This window comes from Amycolatopsis sp. NPDC114484, assembly GCF_055633755.1.
This window is the reverse complement of record NZ_JBVKDQ010000009.1, coordinates 70,027-89,359: the sequence shown is the minus strand read 5'-3', so window position 1 is coordinate 89,359 and position 19,333 is coordinate 70,027. Positions and strand designations below refer to the sequence as shown.

At 69.1% G+C, this 19,333-nt stretch carries 21 protein-coding genes; 11 read left to right on the top strand and 10 right to left on the bottom strand.

All coding sequences use genetic code 11. The features are described 5' to 3' along the window. Positions 1 to 94 precede the first annotated feature (94 nt). Positions 95 to 1,102: a phosphatidylinositol-specific phospholipase C domain-containing protein gene (locus ACZ7SW_RS22665; RefSeq protein ID WP_470232397.1), complete on the top strand. Its 1,008-nt coding sequence runs from the start codon at positions 95 to 97 to the stop codon at positions 1,100 to 1,102. Here ACZ7SW_RS22665 and ACZ7SW_RS22660 read toward each other — a convergent pair. The 3 genes from ACZ7SW_RS22660 to thiC are packed head-to-tail and all read right to left on the bottom strand — an operon-like array spanning position 1,099 to position 3,783. After that, complete coding sequence (locus ACZ7SW_RS22660) at positions 1,099 to 1,302, bottom strand: hypothetical protein (protein ID WP_116200384.1); 204 nt, start codon at positions 1,300 to 1,302, stop codon at positions 1,099 to 1,101. The genes ACZ7SW_RS22665 and ACZ7SW_RS22660 overlap by 4 nt on opposite strands. Positions 1,303 to 1,318: 16 nt before the next feature. Then, positions 1,319 to 2,143, bottom strand: a complete 825-nt coding sequence (gene thiD, locus ACZ7SW_RS22655) for a bifunctional hydroxymethylpyrimidine kinase/phosphomethylpyrimidine kinase (protein ID WP_470232396.1) — start codon at positions 2,141 to 2,143, stop codon at positions 1,319 to 1,321. Continuing rightward, positions 2,140 to 3,783, bottom strand: coding sequence for a phosphomethylpyrimidine synthase ThiC (thiC, locus tag ACZ7SW_RS22650; RefSeq protein WP_378314575.1), 1,644 nt, complete (start codon positions 3,781 to 3,783; stop codon positions 2,140 to 2,142). Before thiC ends, thiD begins: the two co-directional genes overlap by 4 nt. 329 nt (positions 3,784 to 4,112) lie before the next feature. On the opposite strand from thiC, the gene ACZ7SW_RS22645 reads away from it, so the two are divergent. Continuing rightward, entirely contained in the window at positions 4,113 to 4,430 is a 318-nt protein-coding gene (locus ACZ7SW_RS22645) for a hypothetical protein (RefSeq protein WP_470232395.1), read from the top strand. On the opposite strand, the gene ACZ7SW_RS22640 is transcribed toward ACZ7SW_RS22645, so the two are convergent. Beyond that, positions 4,411 to 4,833 (bottom strand): winged helix-turn-helix transcriptional regulator, encoded by a 423-nt coding sequence (locus ACZ7SW_RS22640; protein WP_470232394.1) that lies wholly within the window; start codon positions 4,831 to 4,833, stop codon positions 4,411 to 4,413. The two genes, ACZ7SW_RS22645 and ACZ7SW_RS22640, sit on opposite strands and share 20 nt — an antisense overlap. A gap of 145 nt (positions 4,834 to 4,978) precedes the next feature. On the opposite strand from ACZ7SW_RS22640, the gene ACZ7SW_RS22635 reads away from it, so the two are divergent. Further along, positions 4,979 to 5,614, top strand: a complete 636-nt coding sequence (locus tag ACZ7SW_RS22635; RefSeq protein WP_470232393.1) for an FMN-dependent NADH-azoreductase — start codon at positions 4,979 to 4,981, stop codon at positions 5,612 to 5,614. A gap of 101 nt (positions 5,615 to 5,715) precedes the next feature. Here the strand turns inward: ACZ7SW_RS22635 and ACZ7SW_RS22630 are convergent, their stop codons facing one another. Further along, positions 5,716 to 6,282, bottom strand: a complete 567-nt coding sequence (locus ACZ7SW_RS22630) for a peptide deformylase (RefSeq protein WP_470232392.1) — start codon at positions 6,280 to 6,282, stop codon at positions 5,716 to 5,718. Positions 6,283 to 6,421: 139 nt separating this feature from the next. On the opposite strand from ACZ7SW_RS22630, the gene ACZ7SW_RS22625 reads away from it, so the two are divergent. Together ACZ7SW_RS22625 and ACZ7SW_RS22620 are read left to right on the top strand one after the other, a co-directional pair. Further along, positions 6,422 to 6,730 (top strand): DUF3263 domain-containing protein, encoded by a 309-nt coding sequence (locus ACZ7SW_RS22625; protein WP_067579729.1) that lies wholly within the window; start codon positions 6,422 to 6,424, stop codon positions 6,728 to 6,730. Continuing rightward, positions 6,727 to 7,386 carry a LytR C-terminal domain-containing protein gene (locus tag ACZ7SW_RS22620; RefSeq protein WP_470232391.1) on the top strand — a complete coding sequence of 220 codons (660 nt, stop codon included), beginning with the start codon at positions 6,727 to 6,729 and terminating at the stop codon, positions 7,384 to 7,386. Before ACZ7SW_RS22625 ends, ACZ7SW_RS22620 begins: the two co-directional genes overlap by 4 nt. 274 nt (positions 7,387 to 7,660) lie before the next feature. On the opposite strand, the gene ACZ7SW_RS22615 is transcribed toward ACZ7SW_RS22620, so the two are convergent. From ACZ7SW_RS22615 to ACZ7SW_RS22605, 3 genes are all read right to left on the bottom strand, one after another. After that, the gene (locus tag ACZ7SW_RS22615; RefSeq protein ID WP_470232390.1) at positions 7,661 to 9,949 is read right to left on the bottom strand and encodes an AAA family ATPase; all 2,289 of its coding nucleotides are present in this window, start codon (positions 9,947 to 9,949) and stop codon (positions 7,661 to 7,663) included. A gap of 249 nt (positions 9,950 to 10,198) precedes the next feature. Next, positions 10,199 to 11,167, bottom strand: coding sequence for a CDP-diacylglycerol--serine O-phosphatidyltransferase (pssA, locus tag ACZ7SW_RS22610; RefSeq protein WP_470232389.1), 969 nt, complete (start codon positions 11,165 to 11,167; stop codon positions 10,199 to 10,201). Positions 11,168 to 11,169: 2 nt separating this feature from the next. Next, the gene (locus ACZ7SW_RS22605) at positions 11,170 to 11,883 is read right to left on the bottom strand and encodes a phosphatidylserine decarboxylase (RefSeq protein WP_470232388.1); all 714 of its coding nucleotides are present in this window, start codon (positions 11,881 to 11,883) and stop codon (positions 11,170 to 11,172) included. A 177-nt stretch (positions 11,884 to 12,060) separates the two neighbouring features. Between ACZ7SW_RS22605 and ACZ7SW_RS22600 the strand changes: the two genes are divergently transcribed. Further along, complete coding sequence (locus ACZ7SW_RS22600; RefSeq protein WP_470232387.1) at positions 12,061 to 12,279, top strand: hypothetical protein; 219 nt, start codon at positions 12,061 to 12,063, stop codon at positions 12,277 to 12,279. A 45-nt stretch (positions 12,280 to 12,324) separates the two neighbouring features. Here the strand turns inward: ACZ7SW_RS22600 and ACZ7SW_RS22595 are convergent, their stop codons facing one another. After that, positions 12,325 to 12,615, bottom strand: a complete 291-nt coding sequence (locus ACZ7SW_RS22595) for a GlsB/YeaQ/YmgE family stress response membrane protein (protein WP_116200394.1) — start codon at positions 12,613 to 12,615, stop codon at positions 12,325 to 12,327. Positions 12,616 to 12,676: 61 nt separating this feature from the next. Here ACZ7SW_RS22595 and ACZ7SW_RS22590 point away from each other — a divergent pair, with 61 nt between their 5' ends. Both ACZ7SW_RS22590 and ACZ7SW_RS22585 read left to right on the top strand, forming a co-directional pair. Further along, positions 12,677 to 13,222 (top strand): ArsR/SmtB family transcription factor, encoded by a 546-nt coding sequence (locus ACZ7SW_RS22590; protein ID WP_470232386.1) that lies wholly within the window; start codon positions 12,677 to 12,679, stop codon positions 13,220 to 13,222. Then, positions 13,219 to 14,478 carry an MFS transporter gene (locus tag ACZ7SW_RS22585; protein WP_470232385.1) on the top strand — a complete coding sequence of 420 codons (1,260 nt, stop codon included), beginning with the start codon at positions 13,219 to 13,221 and terminating at the stop codon, positions 14,476 to 14,478. The genes ACZ7SW_RS22590 and ACZ7SW_RS22585 overlap by 4 nt, the downstream gene beginning before the upstream one ends. Positions 14,479 to 14,946: 468 nt before the next feature. On the opposite strand, the gene moeA is transcribed toward ACZ7SW_RS22585, so the two are convergent. Next, a complete protein-coding gene (moeA, locus tag ACZ7SW_RS22580) occupies positions 14,947 to 16,140 on the bottom strand; it encodes a molybdopterin molybdotransferase MoeA (protein WP_470232384.1) in 1,194 nt (397 codons plus the stop codon). A gap of 134 nt (positions 16,141 to 16,274) precedes the next feature. Between moeA and ACZ7SW_RS22575 the strand changes: the two genes are divergently transcribed. The 3 genes from ACZ7SW_RS22575 to ACZ7SW_RS22565 all read left to right on the top strand — a co-directional run bounded on the left by ACZ7SW_RS22575 (position 16,275) and on the right by ACZ7SW_RS22565 (position 19,150). Then, entirely contained in the window at positions 16,275 to 16,886 is a 612-nt protein-coding gene (locus ACZ7SW_RS22575; RefSeq protein WP_470232383.1) for an AIM24 family protein, read from the top strand. Between the two features lie 105 nt (positions 16,887 to 16,991). Continuing rightward, the gene (locus ACZ7SW_RS22570) at positions 16,992 to 17,195 is read left to right on the top strand and encodes a cold-shock protein (protein WP_009083993.1); all 204 of its coding nucleotides are present in this window, start codon (positions 16,992 to 16,994) and stop codon (positions 17,193 to 17,195) included. 71 nt (positions 17,196 to 17,266) lie between these two features. Further along, positions 17,267 to 19,150, top strand: a complete 1,884-nt coding sequence (locus tag ACZ7SW_RS22565) for a serine/threonine-protein kinase (RefSeq protein ID WP_470232382.1) — start codon at positions 17,267 to 17,269, stop codon at positions 19,148 to 19,150. The last annotated feature ends 183 nt before the right edge of the window (positions 19,151 to 19,333 follow it).

Here is a 19,333-nt window from a genome sequence, read left to right as displayed (position 1 = left end):
GGTCTGGTCCATTGAGGCAACGGTGCTTCATTAACAGTCCATCACGATGGCACAGTAAACGTTCGTGCTGGTCCCCGTGACGAAGGAGACATCAGTGAAGCTCGCCGCGGCCGGTCTTCTCCTCCTGTCCGTGCTGGCCGTGCCGGGGGTGGCGCACGCGGACAGCCCGAAGCTTTCGCACGTGACCACGGTCGGCGTGCACAACACCTACGACCCGGCCGCGTATCCGTATCTCGCGCAGGCGCTGGACAACGGCTCGTCCCTGCTCGAACTCGACGTCTGGCCGGACTTCTTCACCCACGAGTGGAAGGTCAGCCATTCCAACCCGCTGGGCAACAGCAACAACTGCGTCGACGCGCAAACGGCGGCCGACCTTTACTCCGGCGGGACGAACAAGGACCTCGAATCGTGCCTGGACGACATCCGGATCTGGCTCGGCGCACATCCCGGCCGACCGCCGCTCACGCTGAAGATCGAAATGAAGACCGGCTTCTCGGCGAATACCGGCCTTGGTCCGGCCCAGCTCGATGCCGCGTTCCGCGATCACCTCGGCGCCGCGGTGTTCAAGCCCGCCGATCTGCTCGGCAGCCACGCCACGCTCGATGAAGCGTCCAAAGCGGACAATTGGCCAACGCTGGACGCGTTGCGGGGCAAGGTGCTCACCGAGATCATCCCCGGCACGGTCGAAGAGGGAAACCCGACCGACACGCTGCACACCGACGTCGAGTACGCCGGTTATCTGCTGAACCAGAAGGCGGCCGGGAAGCTGAATTCAGTGCAGATCTTCCCGACCGTGCACGGTGCCGCGAGCGGCGACCCGCGAGACAAATACTCCGCGGAGCAGAAACCGTGGTTTGTCGTTTTCGACGGGGACGCGAGCGAATGGCTCGCGAAGGCCGGAATGTCCTGGTACGACGAAAACCACTACTACGTGGTCATGACGGACGGGCAGAACGTCGCGCCGGCCATCGACGATCACAACCCGACCGTCGACCAGGCGACTCAACGCGTGGCCGACTTGGCCAAACAGCACGCGTCCGTGGTGACGTCCGACTGGACATGCCTCACGACTGTGCTGCCGACTGTGGATTCGCGCGGCTAAAACCGCGGCGGAGGCTTCAGCACCGACATCCGGTATTGGTACACCGCTTGCGCTTCGGCGATCCCCGGCCGCGGCGTGACGCCCGATTTGCGGATCGTTTTGACCGCCGAAGCGGTGCGGTGCTCGGTGACCAGGCCGTCGACCTCGTGCTGCACCTCAAGCGGCAGCCTCGCCCACAACGCTTCCGGTGTCTCGCTCATCCGGCCAGTGTCGCATTCACCGCGGGTTCGCGAGCCGCCAGAACGGGGAAACCGGGCCGACTCCCGCGCCGAGCGGATACGCCTCCAAGACGCAGCGTTCGATGAACCGTTTCGCCTCCGCGACCGCAGTGGGCACGTCGGCACCCTTCGCGAGCGACGAGGTGATCGCCGACGCCATGGTGTCGCCGCCGCCGTGGGTGTTTTCCGTGTCGATGCGCGGACCGCTCAGTTCGATCACTGCCGAGCCGTCGGTGAGCAGGTCGACGCAATCGACGGCGTCGTAGAGATGCCCACCCTTCACCAGCGCCCACTGGGAGCCGAACTCCAGCAACGCTTCCGCTGCTGCGTGCTGGCTCTTGGTGTCGGTAACGGTGACTCCGGTGAGCAGCCGAACCTCGTCGAGATTCGGTGTGATGAGCGTGGCGCGCGGGAACAGTTCTGTCCGGATCGCTTCCAGTGCTTCTTCGCGCAGCAGCGCGTGACCGGTCATCGACGCGGCCACCGGATCGACCACGAACGGCGTGTCCGTGGTTCGTCCGATGTGGACCTCGTCCAGCGTTTTCGCTACCGCCTGAATGATTTCCGCGGTGGCGAGCATGCCGGTCTTCGCCGCGTTGACGCCCATGTCCTCGGCGACCGCTTTGATCTGCGCGGTGACGACGTCGACCGGGATCTCGGAGAACCCTTGCACGCCAAGCGAATTCTGCACGGTGACCGCGGTGAGCGCGACCAGTCCGTGCACTCCGTTGGCGAAGAACGTGCGCAGGTCCGCCTGCACGCCCGCACCACCGCCGGAATCAGATCCGGCGATGGTGAGGGCGGTGCGTGGCGTGACTGTCACTGGTTGACCACGGGCAGGTAGACCTTGTTGCCCTGCTCGGAAAACTCCGCGGACTTCTCGGCCATGCCCGCCTCGATCGCCTCCACAGAGGACAGACCGTGCTCCTCGGCGTACTTGCGCACGTCCTGAGTGATCCGCATCGAGCAGAACTTCGGCCCGCACATCGAGCAGAAGTGCGCGGTCTTCGCCGGTTCCGCGGGAAGAGTCTCGTCGTGGAAGGCCCGCGCGGTGTCCGGGTCGAGCGACAGGTTGAACTGGTCGTTCCACCGGAATTCGAAGCGGGCCTTGGACAATTCGTCGTCCCAGTCCTGCGCGTACTGGTGGCCCTTGGCGAGGTCGGCGGCGTGCGCGGCGATCTTGTAGGTGATCACGCCGGTCTTCACGTCGTCGCGGTTGGGCAGGCCGAGGTGCTCCTTCGGCGTGACGTAGCACAGCATCGCCGTGCCGTACCAGCCGATCTGCGCCGCACCGATCGCCGAGGTGATGTGGTCGTACGCCGGGGCGATGTCCGTGGCCAGCGGGCCGAGCGTGTAGAACGGGGCCTCGCCGGTGAGCTTTTCCTCCAGCTCCACGTTTTCCTTGATCTTGTGCATCGGCACGTGGCCGGGGCCCTCGATCATCACCTGCACGTCGTGCTCGCGGGCGATGTGCGTCAGTTCGCCGAGGGTTTCCAGTTCGGCGAACTGCGCGCGGTCGTTGGCGTCCGCGATCGAGCCGGGACGGAGGCCGTCTCCGAGCGAGAACGTGACGTCGTACTCGCGCAGGATCTCGCACAGTTCGGAGAAATGCGTGTACAGGAAGGATTCCTGGTGGTGCGCGAGACACCAGGCGGCCATGATCGACCCGCCGCGGCTGACGATGCCGGTGACCCGGCGCGCGGTGAGCGGGATGTAGCGCAGCAGTACGCCGGCGTGCACCGTCACGTAGTCGACGCCCTGCTCGCACTGCTCGATGATGGTGTCGCGGTAGATCTCCCAGGTGAGCTTTTCCGGCTCCCCGTTGACCTTTTCCAGCGCCTGATAGATCGGCACGGTGCCGACCGGGACCGGCGAGTTGCGCACGATCCACTCGCGCGTCTCGTGGATCCGCTTGCCGGTGGAGAGGTCCATGATCGTGTCGGCGCCCCAGCGGGTGGCCCACACCATCTTGTCGACCTCTTCCTCCACAGAGGACCAGACGGCCGAGTTTCCCATGTTGGCGTTGATCTTCACCAGGAAGTTCTTGCCGATGATCATCGGCTCGGTCTCCGGATGCTTGCGGTTGACCGGAATCACCGCGCGACCGCGGGCGACCTCGTCCCGCACGAACTCCGGGGTACAGCGTTCGCGCGCGGCGATGAACTCCATTTCCCGGGTGATCACCCCGGCTTTCGCCCAGCCGAGCTGGGTGTTGTGCTCCCGTCCGTCAGCCCAGCCGGACCGAAGCGGGTGCAGTCCTTTGTGGACATCGATGTTCGCGTCCGGATCGGTATAGGGCCCCGACGTGTCGTACACGTCGAAGTGCTCCCCGTTCGACAGGTCGATCCGCCGCGCCGGAACCCGCAGTCCGGATTCGGTGCGGTGGTAGACCTTGTGCGAGCCGGTGATCGGCCCGGTGGTGACGGACGGGGCGATGGCACCCTGGTTTTCCAGCGTCGTCAACGACGTTCACTCCCTACGCCGGCATTACCCGGTCAGGTTCATGCGGTCGGTGACGCCGGGTGTCCGCGAGATGGACACCAGTCACCCTCTCAGCCCGCCAAGGCGCGAGCTCCCGCGTTGCATTCGGTTGAGGTTGCCCGCCCGACGATGCCATGCGGTGTCGGTTCGGCACAACCCTGCCGCCCGTCTGGCCGAAACAAAACGGACTCCTCACAGTGCGGGGACAGTGCCTGACGAGCGCTGCTGACGCACTTCAAAGTGCCTTTTGTAAGCCCTCTCTCACTCACTCATGATGGTGTTACGCACTACTAGTGAGGTGAACAAGATGATTGAGCGGCCAACTCGATCCGGGGGGTCGCGGGTTGATGCGGGCCCTCGCCCGCCAGGACGGCTTCTTCGCCGGCTTCCTCAACCCCCACGACCTGGACACCCTCGCCGGCGTCGCGGAAGCAATCGGCGTTCCGTTCGTCGTCCTCGATCGCCGGGCGGCAGCCCCGGGCGCTCAAACGGCCCTTGTCTACGGCCAACTGCTGGGGCAGGTGGCCAGGCCGGAGACCGTGAGCGCCGAGACGAACGACGAGGGGCCGGCACCTCCGACGCCACGGTGCGCTGAGCACCACCGACGGCTCAGCCTGCCGACCCGCTGACCGATGTCTTGCCTCGGCCGACTCCGGTCAGTTCCTTGGCGGCCCGGTTGCTGGCGATCTCACTGTGGTGGGCGGCGGCCCAGCCGGCCATCGCCGTCACCGCACTCAACAGGGACCGCCCCAGATCCGTCAGCTCGTACTCCACTCGCGGCGGGACCTCGGGGTACGCGGTCCGCGTAATCAGTCCGTCTCGCTCGAGGTGCTTGAGGGTCTGGGTCAGCATCCGCTGCGAGATTCCCGCGATGCTCGCCTGCAAGTCGGAGTAGCGCAGCGAGCCGGCGCTCAGGGTGCTGATGACCAGCACCGTCCACTTGTCGCCGATGCGATCGAGCACCTCGCGGATGAAAGCGTTGTCCTCCGGCCAGGTCTGGCACGGACCGCTGATCTGTCGTGCTGACGCCATCCCACTCGCCTCTCATCTGGTGCGCAACCGCACTACCAGTATGTAACACCCACTCGGGGACTACCCGCCACTTCCCGGCAACGACCCGCTCTGGTCGATCACTGGAGCGCGCTATCCCACCACTGCTGAAAGGGAACACCCAGCCATGTCCTACCTGCTTCACATCGATTCCTCCGCGCTCGGCGAGGCCTCGGTCTCCCGCCGGGTCGCACAGTCCTTCCTCGAAGGCTGGGACGGCAAGGTTGTCCACCGCGACCTCGCCGCGGCGCCTGTGCCCCATCTGACTGCCGCGGGCATCACCGCCCGCGTCACCGATCCCGCCCAGCGCACCGACGAGCAGACTGCCGCGGCCGCGTTGCAGGACCGGCTCATCGAGGAGTTCCTCGGCGCCAGGGCCTATCTGTTCACGGTGCCGATGTACAACCTGTCGATGCCTTCGGTGTTCAAGGCCTGGCTCGACCAGATCATGGTCTTCGGCCGCACATTCAAGCCGTCCCCGGCTGCCGGACGTCCGGCGGTGCTGATCTCCTCCCGGGGCGGCAGCTACGGTCCCGGCGCGCCCAACCACGGCCTCGACTACGTCGTGCCCACCACTGAGGCGGTGCTCGGACATGAGAATCAGCTGGCGCTCGATGTCGCCACCGTGGTCCCCGAGATGACCATGGCCCCCCACGCACCGTCCCTGGCGGAGTTTCTCCCGATGCACGAGGCGTCCATGGCCGACGCCCACGACCGTGCTCGTGAGCTCGCCGCGACGATCGCCACCGCGATCGCCGCCTGATGTCCCCTGGAAGGTCGCAGCCGATCCGGAACTTCACGACTTGAGCGAAGGTCTCCCCGGCGAAAACCGGGGAGACCTTCGGGAAAATCGGGAGGCGCGGGTCAGGCGTCCGCGGGTTCCTTCGGCGGCAGCCAGGTCAGGCCGGGCACGCCCCACTTGTTCTTCTTCAGCATCTTCTTCGCCGCGCGCGCGTGGCGGCCGACGAGCCGGTCCAGATAGATGAACCCGTCCAGGTGATCGGTCTCGTGCTGCAGGCAGCGCGCGAAGTAACCGGTGCCCTCGACCTCGATCGGGTTTCCCTCGACGTCGAAGCCGGTCACCTTCGCCCACGAGGCGCGTCCGGTCGGGTACGACTCGCCGGGGGCGGACAGGCAGCCCTCCCAGTCGTCGTCCGGGTCCGGCATGGTCTCCGGGATCTCGGAGGTCTCGAGCTTCGGGTTGACCACCACGCCGCGGTGTTCGGCGCCCTCGTCGTCCGGGCAGTCGTATACGAACACCCGCAGATCGAGCCCGATCTGGTTGGCCGCGAGGCCCACGCCCTCGGCCGCGTACATGGTCTCGAACATGTCCTCGACGAGGGTGGCCAGCTTGTCGTCGAACTCGGTGATCTCGCGCGTCGGCTGGTGCAGCACGGGTTCGCCGGCGATGCAGATGGGGTGGACGGTCACGGACGCCGAGTTTAGTCGGACCCTTCTGGTACACCTGGATCGGACCGTGACGCGCCGGGTCGGATGCCCATGTCGAGCATGGGTTCCGTGGTTCAATGACGCCCGCGGAAGGACTGCCGACACCGATTGCGAGGACCGCATGGACGCCGCGGAGTCGATGGCTGGAGACCAGCCGTCGCCGCCGGAAAATGTCGGTGGCCTGACCGAGCGCGAACTGGACATCCTCGCGTTCGAGCGGCAGTGGTGGCGCCACGCCGGGGCGAAGGAGAACGCCATCCGGGAGCGCTTCGGACTGTCCTCCACCCGTTACTACCAGTTGCTGAACACGCTGCTGGCCAAGCCGGAGGCCGTCGCGGCCGATCCGATGCTGGTCAAGCGGCTGCGCAAAACGCGCGCCGCCCGTCAGCGCAAACGCGGGGCCCGGCGGTTGGGGATCGAGCTGTCATGAGCGTCTTCTCGGGACTTTCCCGGCCGTTGAAGGCCGCGGGAGTCGCGCTGATCGGGATCGCGGTGGTCGCGGCCGTCATCGGCGGGGTCACCGTGCTCAACACGAGCGGCGACCAGAACGCCGGACCGAGCACGTCCGGCGAGCCCACCGCGCCCGGCGGATCGTCGTCCGCGCCGGAGCAGTCGTCCTCGGCAGCGCCCAGCTCCGCGCCGTCTTCGCCCGCTTCGTCGGCCCCGGCCTCGTCGTCCGCCGCGTCGTCGGCCCCGGCGTCGAGCCAGGCCGGGCAGCCCGGACAGCCCGGCGGCCAGCCAGGACAGCCGGGCCAGGCGGGTCCGGACCAGCAGGCCTCGAACAAATGGGTCACCCTGCGCGTCTACAACAACTCGCTGGTCAAGCACCTCGCCGAACAGGCCGCCGCCGATTTCCGCGGTTCGGGCTGGAACGTCGCCGAGGTCGGCAACTACTCGCAGGGCAACATCCCGACGACCACGGCCTACTTCCGGCCGGGCACCGACGAGGAAGCCGCCGCGAAGCAGCTGGCCAAGGAGTTCGGCTTCCAGTCCCAGCCCCGGTTCGACGGCATCCAGAACTCGAGCCCGGGCGTGATAGTGATCATCACGAAGGACTACCAGCCTGGTGGGCACGAGGGGAGCTGAGCTTCCCGAGACCGGTGACAGCCCGCGCTACGGCGCGGGCTTTGTCATGTCTGCGGTATCTGGCTGCGGTGCGGGTTTGTCCTGGGGCGCGGGCGGCATGGCGGGCGCTACGTCGGAGGGTTCGGCGCGGCAGGTGGTGCGGTCCGGCGCGATAGGTCTCGCAACGCGCGCGTGAGTTTCGAGTTCCCGCCTGCCCAGCGCGGGATCGAGAGATGGGCTTGGCGCTACTGAGCGCGGGCACCGGCTCTAACCGGCACCCGCACTCACGAGCAGCTCAACGCTCCTGCTGCGCCTGCGCGTAAGCCTCCAGCGTCGCCAACTGCGCCGCGTCCAGCGAAGGCCGCACCGCTTCGCGAGCCTTGTCCAGATGCGCCGCAGTCACCTCGCGTGCCTCCAGGGACTCGCGCATCGCCGTCAGCGCCGCCTCCCGGATCAGCGCGGCGCAGTCGGCGGCCGAGTAGCCCTCCAGCGCCTCCGCGATGGCCGCGAGGTCCACATCGGACGCCAGCGGGGTGTGCTTGGCCGTCGCGGTGAGGATCGCGGCGCGGGATTCGGCGTCCGGCGGCGGCACGTAGATCCGCCGCTCCAGCCGGCCGGGACGCAGCAAAGCCGGGTCGACCAGTTCGGGCCGGTTCGTCGCGCCCAGCACGACGACCTCGCGCATCGGTTCCACGCCGTCCAGTTCGGTGAGCAGCGCGGCGACCACGCGGTCGGCCACGCCGGAGTCGGACGACTGGCCGCGGCGCGGGGCGAGCGCGTCGATCTCGTCGAGGAAGATCAGCGAGGGGGCGGCGTCGGCGGCCCGGCGGAACAGGTCGCGGACCGCGCGTTCCGATTCGCCGACCCATTTGTCCAGCAGTTCCGCGCCCTTGATCGCGAACACATTCAGCGCGCCGGTGCCGGCGAGCGCCCGGACGAGGAACGTCTTGCCGCCGCCGGGCGGGCCGTACAGCAGCACGCCGCGCGGCGGTTCGACGCCGAGCCGGGCGAACGAGTCCGGGTAGCGCAGCGGCCACAGCACGGTTTCGGTGAGTGCTTCCTTGACCGACGTCATATTGCCGACGTCGTCCAGCGTCAGTCCGCCGGTGGCCAGGTTGTCCGAAGTGGACAGCGAAATCGGCCGGACGGTGGCCAGCGCGTCGAGCAGATCCTGCTGGGAGATCTTGGGTTCCTCGACCTCCCGCTGGCGCAGCGCGGCCCGCAACGCCGCGTCCCGGCGCAGGGCGAGCAGGTCGGCGGCGACGAAACCGGGGGTCCGTTCGGCGAGCACGCCCAGGTCGGCCCCGGATTCGACCGGCACGTCGCGGAGCAGGATCCGCAACAGTTCGACGCGCGTTTTGGCTTCCGGCAGCGGCAGGCCAAGCTCGCGGTCGAGGAGGTCGGCACCGCGCAGCCGCGGGTCCACCGATTCGGCCCGCGCGGTCGTCGCCACCACGGCCAGCCCGTCTCGGCGCAGCGCGGCGCGCAGTTCTTCCAGCACCACGGTGGCCACTGGCGGAGGCTGCGTGGCCGGGAGCAGCGCGTCGATGTCGTTGATCAACAGCACGCCTGGACCGTCGCCGTCCGCGGCCCGGTCGATGGCCTCGCGCAGCGACCGATGTGCCGCATTCGGTTCCAGCACCGCGATATTCGGCGCGGTCACCGACACCACGCGCACCTTCTCCGCCGCAGCCACCGACCGCACCAGCGTCGCCTTGCCGACGCCTTCCGGCCCGGACAGCAGCACGCCCAGATGCACCGAAGTGCCCAGCTTCGCCAGAAGCTCCGGCCGGTGGAACGCGAGATCGAACCATTCGGCCAGCTTGCGCGCCGCGCCCTCGGCTCCGACCAGATCAGCGACCGGCACCGGCGCGTCCAGCTCTTCCTCGCGAGCCTCGGTGACGACCTCTTCGACGATCTCCGCGTCGAGATAGTCCTCGGCCGCGGTGACGGCAGTGGTGCGGACGAGCGCGGTCGCGGTGCGCATCGGCGACTCGCCGGTCGGTGCTCCGGTGCGGGCGCCGTCGCGCCAGCTGACCACAGTGGACGGTCCAACAACGACAACGCCAGCCGGTTCGGTAGCCGTGACGGTCAGCAGTTCGTTGGTCCAGGTCGCCCCGATCACGCGGGACAACTGCCCGCGGACAGCGGCGACGTCCGATCCCGGCGCGGGCGCGAGGTCTTGCGGCAACAGGGAAACCGCGTCACCGCGGGTGAGGACCTTGCCCGTGAGCGCGAGCCGCAACGTCTGCGGCGACACCGAAACGGACGCCAGCCGGGACCCGGAAACGGTGACCGTGCGGGCAGCGGTGACCTCTGCCGGCGAGACCACGATCTCGCCGCCCTCGGCGACGCCGAGGTTCGACATGGTGACGTCATCGGTCAGCACGACACCCGGGGTCGCCTCCTCGTCGGCGGGCGCGGCCAACGCGGCACTGCGCCGCGCGCCGACGAGGTGCACGGCGTCCCAGGCCCGCAGGCCGAGCGCGTCGAGCACTTCCGGGTGCAGCCGGACAACCCCCCGCCGCGCGTCGAGCGCGGACGGCGTGTGCCGGACGGTCAGGGTGATCTGCGGATCGCTCACCCTGCTCACCCTAATGAACCGGCGGGCGGTTATGCGCGAACGAAAGGCCGCGCTTACGTCGTCGCTGACCAGTCGCGGATCGCGGCGACGCGCGTCGGACTCCACGTAAAGCACTGCGCCGTCGAGGGCCACGGTCTGGAAGTCCCGGCTGATCCGGCCGGGGAGCACGCTGGAGGCCTGACGTCGCTTTGAGCTGCCGACAGGATCCGAGACGCGACTGGACCCGCGGGGAACGCGGAAGGCCTGGAACTACCGGCGCCGAATGCCGATCCGACGCCAGCTGCGACGCCGCTGGGTCGGCCCGGACGTGGCCGAGCTGTGGTCCCGCTCGCGCAGGTTCCGGCTCCGCACCAGGTCCGAGTTCGTTCGCCGCACCGCGCGCATCGCCGCACCGGCGACTCGGCCCGAGGCCGGGCGCAACCGCAGCCGTCGGTGGCTGCGGGCACGGCGGATCGCACGGCGTTCGCGCGGCGGTACTTCCCAGGCCTCCGGGTGCGCGGCGAGCCAGCGGTGCCGGTAGACCGAATACGGGATGTGCAGCAGGTACAGCACCAGCGCGACCGCCAGCGCCGCCAGCGGGAACACGATGATCGCGGCGGCCAGCAGGCCGACGCCCACCAGCAGCGGCGCGATCGCCTTCGCCGGGGCCTTCACCGTCTTGAGCGAGAGCGTCGGGATGCGGCTGATCAGCAGCGCGGCGACCGCGATGGTCCACACGAGCACCACGTACTGCTCGGACCACCAGCCCTCGCCCCACTGCAGCGTGGCGATCAGCGGCAGCATCGCGACCAGGCCGCCGGCCGGCGCGGGGACGCCGACGAAGAACTCGGCGGCGTACGGCGGCTGGTCGGTGTCGTCGAGAAGGGTGTTGAAGCGGGCGAGCCGCAGGATCATGCAGACCGCGAAGATCAGCGACGCGACCCAGCCGATGCGGTCGCCGTGCGCCTGCCAGATGTAGAGCACCAGCGCGGGCGCGACGCCGAACGAAATGCCGTCCGACAGCGAGTCGAGTTCGGCTCCCATTTTCGACGTCGCGTCGAGCAGCCGGGCGATGCGGCCGTCGAGGCTGTCGAGGACGGCGGCGATGCCGATCGAGCCGATCGCCATCGCGTAGTTGCCGGTGAGGGCGAACTGCACCGAGGAAAGACCGGCGCAGAGCGCGAGCACGGTGATCGCGTTCGGCAGCAGCCGGACGCCCGGGGTGGTCACGCGGACCATGGTCAGCCTTCTCCCAGCGCAGGAAGTTCGGCGAGCACGGTTTCGCCGCCGACGGTGCGCTGGCCCTTGGCCACCACGACCCGGCTGCCCGGCGGCAGGTAGGTGTCGACGCGCGAGCCGAAGCGGATGATGCCGTAGGTCTCCCCAGCGGACACCTTGTCGCCCTCGCGGACGTCGCACCGGATGCGGCGCGCGACCAGCCCGGCGATCTGCACGACGACGAGCTCGTGGCCGTCGACCGTGTGCAGCACCAGCGAATTGCGCTCGTTGACCTCGCTCGCCTTGTCGAGGTCCGCGGAAAGGAATTTGCCCGGCTTGTACGCGACCTTCGAGATCACGCCCGTCGCCGGCGTGCGCTGGACGTGCACGTCGTAGACGGAGAGGAACACGCTCACCCGCATCCGCGGCTCGGCGGGCAGGCCGAGTTCGGCGGGCGGGACCGCTTCCTCGATGAGCGAGACGGTGCCGTCGGCGGCCGAGATCGCGACGTTGTCCCGCTGCGGGGGCACGCGCTTCGGCTCGCGGAAGAACGCCGTCATGCCCGCGGTGGCGAGCGCGCCGACCACGCCGAGGCGCTTGGAGAACCGGCGCAGCACGAACGTCGCGGCGAGGCCGCCGAGGAGGAACGGCCGTCCCGCCGGGTGCATCGGCGGGAACGTCTCGCGGGCCAGCTGGACAGCGTGCGCGAGGGGGTTACCGGTGGGCTGGCCGCTCATGGGTGGAGTTCCCCGCTGTTCGTCTCGGTCGGTGTAAGGGTCCGATTTGGGCCTCCCCACGCTACCGCCCGCCTGCGGCGGACCCGGCGGCCCCTGGTCGTAAGGGTTGCCCCGGCGCGGGTGGGCGCGACCACAAACCGGTAACGACGCGTCGAACAATCCGATAACACCGGGTAGTTGACGCCGCTCGGGACCGGTGCCCGGGCCGACCTGGCGAGGGAGACGATGGCGGTACCCGATCTGCTCGCGCGACTGTTGCTCGCCTGGCGCCGGGATGTCCTCTCGGCACCCGTTCCCCAGCTCGTCGACCCTGCGCACGCCGCTCGGCTCGTGCGGGACGCGGCCCGGGTGCGTGCGTCCCCCGACGAAGCACGCACCCGGGCGCGGAACGGGTGAGTTTAGTCCTTGAACGGGGTGTTCTGACGGATCGTCGGGAAACCGTTACCAACGGTCACGATCGCGGCGGCTCGCGGTCGCCGCGCTGACCAGTCGCAACACGAGCAGCAGCACGATCGCGCCGAGGATGGCGACGCCGAAGCTCGGGAAATCGAACTCGAAGTGTTGCTGCTCACCGGTCGCGAGCCGGTAGACGAAGCCGCCGAGCGCCGCCCCGACCACGCCGACCAGCACGCTGACGAGACAGCCCTGCCGCTGCCGCTCCCGGCCGCCGACCACGAGGTTCGCGATCCAGCCGACCAGCGCGCCGAAGACGATCCACAGGATGATGCCCATGCCCGCGAGGATACCCGCGGACTATTGCACAAGAGTTGTTGTGCAACTACTCTTGTGCGTCATGGAGGTCCGCGATTCCCAGGTACTGGCCGCGATGTCGCATCCGCTGCGCCGCCGCCTGCTGGACATGCTGAAGCTCGACGGCCCGGCCACCGCGTCGGTGCTCGCGGAGAAGACCGGGCAGGCGGTGGGCAATGTGAGCCACCACCTGAAGGTGCTTTCCGGGGCCGGGCTGGTGGTCGAAGCGCCGGAGTTGGCTCGGGATCGGCGGGAACGCTGGTGGCGGCGTCCTTCCGGCACGTTGTCGTGGGCCACTGCGGACTTTGCCGGGGATCCGGTGGCGGAGGTCGCGGAGACGGTGAGCCTCGATCGGCAGATGACGCTCTCCCGAGGCTGGCTTTCGGAGCTGGAGACGGCTCCTTCGGAGTGGCGTGAGGCGTGGTTCTCTTCCGATGCGTGGATGCGGTTGACGTCCGCGGAATTGGCGGAGCTGAACGAGCGGATGGCCGCGCTGTTCGCGGAATTCGGCGCGAAGGCGGCTTCTGATCCTTCGACGGAACGGGAGCCGGTTTTCGTGTTTGGCCGCGGTTTCAGAGCTGAGCCGTGAGGGGTGCCGCGTTCCGTCTCTTGCGGGCGGGGCAGACAGTCAGCACTGTCGGCAGCGCGGTGGCTAGTGCGTCGATTCCGTTGGTGGCCTTGCTCGTGCTGCGCGCGTCGACGTTCGAAGTGGCTTCGCTGACCGCTGCGGCGTGGATTCCTTGGCTCGCGATCGGTTTGCCTGCCGGGGCTTGGGTGGACCGTTGGCCGAAGCGCCGGGTGATGCTGGTCTGTGACGTTATCCAGATGGCGGCTTTTCTCGCTGTGCCTATTTCTTGGGCCGCTGGTTGGCTTTCTGTTGGAGTTCTCTTGGCTGCCGCCTTGGTCGGCGGGTTCGCCAAAGTCTTCTTTTCTCTTGCTTATCGGGCTTTCCTTCCGTCCGTTGTGGACGATGCGGATCTGTTGGGAGCCAACGTCCGGCTCCAAGGCGCGGAATCCGCGGCGCAAGTCGGCGGACCTGGCTTGGCTGGACTGCTGGCTTCGGTGTTCGGGCCGGTCAGCGGCGTGCTCGTGGATGCGTTGAGCTTTGGGTTTTCCGCGCTGTGCCTAGGTTTTCTGCGCGCGGACGAACCGCCCCCGTGTCCGCGGACCCGCTTGCGCACCGAAATCGCCGAGGGAATGCGGATCGTGGCCCAGGATTCGTACTTGCGGGTGCTGGTGCTTTCCGGCGCGGTCGCGAACCTGGCCCTGAACGGCTTTTATGCGGTGTCCGTGGTGTTCCTGGTCGACGAACTGGGACAGGGTCCGGGTGCTGTCGGACTTGTGCTCGCCCTTGGCGAAGTCGGCGGGGTGCTCGGCGCGACGTTGGTCAGCCGGATCGCGCGGCGGACCGGCACCGCGTGGGCATTCCTGTGGTGCGAGGCGCTGGTGGTACCGGCGATGCTGCTCGGCCCGTTGGCTAGACCGGGATGGGGTTTGACGCTGTTCGTCCTTGCCGGAGCGGGAATCGCGGCGGGCGTGGTCGGGTCGAACGTGCTGGGCGCGACGTTCCGGCAGCGGTATTGCCCGCGCCATCTTTATGGCCGGATCAGCGCGAGCTCGTCGATGGTCAACTTCGGCACCATCCCGCTGGGCGCCTTGCTGGGCGGGGCACTCGGCCAGGCGGCGGGGGTGCGGGTGGCGATGTTCGCGATGGTGGGCGTTCAGTTGGTGTCGCTGGTGGTGCTGCTGATGGGGCCGTTGCGACGGACGCGGGACTTTCCCCAAGTCGCGCTCGCTGTGGACAACCCGGCTGAAGTGGGCGGGGTTGTCGGTGGGGGCGGATAGACTGGGCAAAAGCTGCCGCCGGGCTACGAGCAAAGGCAGAGCGAGCGCCGAATTCGGCTATCCAGGAAGATCCGCCTCGGCTGCCGTGTGTGGCCGCGCCGCCGCGCTCGGGCCACGCAACGCGCGCCGACGGTTTCCCGACCGCTGAAGACGCACGTGACCCCACCGCGAACGGCCTGCTGCGCCAGTGTCTTCCCAAGCGCACCGCCGCTACGCCTGGCAGGCCTCGGCGACATTGCGGCCTAACTCAACTCGAGACCACGCAAAACGCTCGGCCGGGGAACCCAACCGAGCGTTCTGATCGAAGCCACCTGATGCTGCGCCGGGAAACGCGGCTGCCAGAGTCGCGAGCGGGATGGCGGTCGACGTGGGTTCGACGGGACCGCCAACGGACCCTCGCAAGCCTCGGACCTCGCACCGGTCGAACGGCCCGCCCGGCAAGCAAAACCCGCCGAACGGACGTCACCACTAAAGCAGCAGCACCTCGACCTCATCCCCCTCCGAAGCCTCCGAAACCTCCTCCGGCAACACGATCAAACAGTTAGCCTGCGTAAACGCCGCCAGCAAATGCGACCCCGGCCCGCCGCGCGGCCCGACAACCCCAGTCACCTCACCAAGAACCGGCGTATAGAACCCCCGCCGGAACTGCCGTCGGCCAGCAGGCGACGTCATGTCCTCAGTCAACCGAGCCCGCACCCGCCGCCGGTCCACGGCCGAATGGCCCATCGCGGACAGCACCGCCGGTCGCAGGAACGCCTCGAACGACACCAGCACACTCACCGGGTTCCCCGGCAGCGTCACCACCGGCACGCCGTTCCACCGACCGCACCCCTGCGGCCCGCCGGGCTGCATCGCGATCTTCTGGAATTCCACGCCCTGCCCGGTCAGCGCGTCCTTCACCACTTCATACGCACCGGCCGACACCCCGCCCGACGTGATCAGCAGATCCACCGACTCCAGCCGCGGTTCGATGATCTTGCGGAACTCCTCCACGTCGTCGACCACGCTGCGCACGACCCCGACCTGGCAGCCGAGCTCCCGCAGCGCCGCCGCCAGCATCACGCTGTTCGATTCGTAGATTTGCCCGTGCTGCAACGGGTTCGGGGCTTCCACCAGCTCCGTGCCGGTCGACACCACCAGCACCGACAGCGGCCGGTACACCTCCAGCTCCGCCAATCCGACCGCTGCGGCGAGGCCCAGGTGCGCATGGCTCAGCACGGTGCCCGCGTGCAGCGCGACAGTCCCCTTCGTGACGTCCTCGCCGCTCCGGCGGATGTGGTTGCCGACAGAGGCCGCGCGGGAGATCCGGACTTCCGAGGTGCCGCGGTCGGTGTCCTCCACCATCACGATCGCGTCCGCGCCAGGCGGCAGTGGCGCGCCGGTCATGATCCGCTGAGCGGTACCCGATTCGAGCGGTTTGACATCGACCCGGCCTGCCGGGATGTCGTCGGCCACCGGCAGCGTCACGGGGACCTCGGCGACGTCCGCCGCGCGCACGGCGTACCCGTCCATCGCGGAGTTGTCGAAGGGCGGCAGCGCCACGTCGGCGAGCACGTCGCGGGCCAGGACGAGCCCGGCGGCTTCAGCCACCGGAACAGTGCGGACAGGCGCGCGGCCGAGCAGTTCGGTCACGGTCTCGCGGTACGCGTCGACGGAGATCACGCGGACCATCCTCCCTCTTGCTGCCCGTCGTGCAACACTCTCCCGGCACAAGTCGGGGAGTACGGGGAGAGTTCTCATGCAGTTTCGGGTCCGCAACCAGCCCGGGCGCGCCGCGCTCGCGACCCCCCGCTGACATGCGCGTCCACACCAGGCACACGCCGGGGTTCGGCGTCGCCCGCGTGCTGCTCGCCCCCGGCGAAGCCGTGCAGGCCGCCGCGGAATCGTTGCTGGCCAGCAGCTTCAACGTGGCCGAGACGAACTCGAACCGCGGCCGTAAGGGCGGACCTTCGGTGTTCACCGCACCGCCGGAAGGCGGCTGGGTCGACCTGGCGCCGCTCGGCCCCGGCGACGTCTATCCGCTCGAATTGACCGGTTCCACCGGCTGGTCGGTGCACCGCGAAGGCGTGCTCGCCCGGCCGAGCACGGTCCGCGTCGACCAGAACTGGGCCCCGCTGCAGCAGTTGTTCGGCGCCGATTCCGGGTTCCTCGAGCATTACAGCGGCCGCGGCCCGCTCCTGCTCACCGCGCCCGGTCCGGTGGACTCGTTCGACCTCGGCCGCGGCGAGATCGTGACCGTGCGCCCGGACTATCTCCTCGCCTATCCCGACACCGTGCAATGCCGGTTGCGCGCTCTCGATCCAAGCGGTCCGCAGTCGCTGCGAACCGGCGAAGGACTCGTCCTCGATTTCGCCGGACCGGGAACTGTGCTCGTCCAATCGCGCAACCGGCGAGTGTCGCGGGCGTAAGGGGAATCTGCCGATTATCCCATTGCCGGGAGCGATGATTCCGGTAGCGTGAACTCCACTTCGCACGCTGATGGACAGCGGATTCTTGTCCCGAGGGAGGGCGCCGTGGCAGTCGGCACCGTCAAGTGGTTCAACTCGGAAAAGGGCTACGGGTTCATCGAATCCCCCGAGGGTCCGGACGTCTTCGTCCACTATTCGGCCATCCAGGCCGACGGATTCCGCACTCTCGACGAGGGCGATCGAGTGGAGTTCGAAGTCCAGTCCGGCCGCGACGGCCGAAGCCAGGCCGCGGACGTCCGCAAGGTCTAGCGAGGCAGGTCCGCTGACCGGTTGGGCGAACCGGCAGTGAGAGCGGATACCGGCGCGTTAAGCTGCGCTGCGTGACAGGCGACGTGTCGGGGGACCTCACCGGTCGCCAGCTGGGCCACTACCGCATCGACTCGGTGCTCGGCAAGGGCGGCATGAGCGTGACCTATCAGGCCACGGACACGCGGCTCGGCCGCAAGGTGGCGCTGAAGGTCATCGGTGACCACCTTGGCGCGGACGCCGAGTTCCGAGAACGGTTCGTCGACGAGGCACGCAACACCTCCGCGATCGACCACGCCAACGTCGTCCCGCTGTACGACTTCGGCGAACTCGACGGCATGCTCTACATCGCCATGCGGATGGTCGACGGCGGCGACCTCGCCGGCCTGATGTCCGCGGGCCCGATCAGCCCGTCGCGCGCGCTCAGCCTGCTCGACCAGGTCGCCGACGCCCTCGACACGCTGCACAACCACGGCCTCGTGCACCTCGACGTCAAACCGGCCAACGTGCTGGTCACCAGCCGCGAGACCTCCCGCGAGCACGTCTACGTCGCCGACTTCGGCCTCACCCGCCGCGGAGCCACCGGCCACCGCACGCGCGGTGGCGACTTCCTCGGCTCGCCCACGTATGCCGCCCCCGAACACCTGCGCGGCGAACCGCTCGACGGCCGCACCGACCAGTACGCCCTCACCTGTGTGCTGTTCGCCTGCCTGACCGGCAACCCGCCGTTCCGCGGCGACGTCCCCACCGTCATCAAGGGCCACCTCGGCGGAGAACCGCCGTCGGTGGCGAGCGTGGTCGCGCTCCCGGCCGCCGTGGACGACGTCATCCGCAAGGGCATGGCGAAGAGCCCGAACGACCGCTACCCCAACTGCGTCGCGATGATCGCCGCGGCCCGGGTCGCGCTCGGCCCCCTCGCGACCTCGGACAACCCGCCGGGCCCGGCCCGGCCGAACGGACTTCCGGAGGCGGGCATGCAGCAAGGACCTGGCGGCGCTGGCGGACCCGGAGCGGGTGGTCCCGGTGGTCCCGGTCCCGGTGGTCCCGGTGCCGGTGTTCCCGCCGGTTCTGGCGGGCCCGGTGCTGGCGGTGCCGCTGGACCCGGCGGTCCTGCTGGGCAGGGCGGACCGGGCACTCAGCCGGGAGGTCCCGGAACCGCAGGGCAGGGCATGCAGGCTGGTGCCCCCGGCGTCGGCGCGCCGGGTGCGGGCGCGCAGGGCGGCCAGGCCGTTCCCGGCGCATGGGCACAGCCCGGCCAACCCGGATACGCCGCACCGGGCGGCTACGGCGGCCCCGCCGGTTACGGCAACCAGCTCCCGCCCGGTTATCCAGCACAGCCCGGCCAGCCCCAGCCGGGTCAGCCGCAGCCTGGCCAACCCGGACAACCTGGTCAGCCCGGCCAACCCGGTCAACCCGGTCAGCCCGGCCAACCCGGTCAGCCGCAGGCAGGCCAGCCGCAGCCTGGTCAGGGCTACCCCGGCCAAAGCCCCGCGGGCCCCCCGCCCGGCTACGGCTACCTCGGTCAGCCCGGCCCCGGCCAACCCGGTCAGCCCGGCCAGCAACCTCAGCAAGGCCCCCCGCCCGGCTACGGCGGCTACCCGAACCAACCCGGCTACCCCGGTCAGCCGAGCCAGCAGAACCACCCGAACCAGCAGCAGGCCTTCGGCGACCCGATGCGGCTGCGCCCGCCGTCCCCGGCAGGCGGCGCGGGAGCGTTCGAAACGAAGCCCAAGAGCGGCGGCCTGAAGTGGCTGTGGATCGCGCTGGGGGTGCTCGTCGCGGCCGGACTGGTCGTCGGCGCGATCTTCCTCTTCGGCGGGGACGACAACGGCAACGGCGGCACCGCCCCGACGTCGTCGGCGCCCAACATCCCGGTCGGCCCCGGCGGCTCGAAGTCCGCCGGTCCGTCGTCGCTGCGCCCGCCGCCGTCGTCGATCCACATCCAGCCGAGCCACTGACGCGGCCGACCTGGTCTCCGAAGCGCACCGGCCCTGACCTGCGCTCCTTGCACTCGACCCCGGAGAGTGCTAAACACGGCATTGGCACTCGACGCCGTCGAGTGCTAGGCGAGCGGTCACCGACCGCCTGCCTGAAGGTCGGGACGGTGAGGCTGACCCACCGGTCAGTCGTCCGTCGCGGGC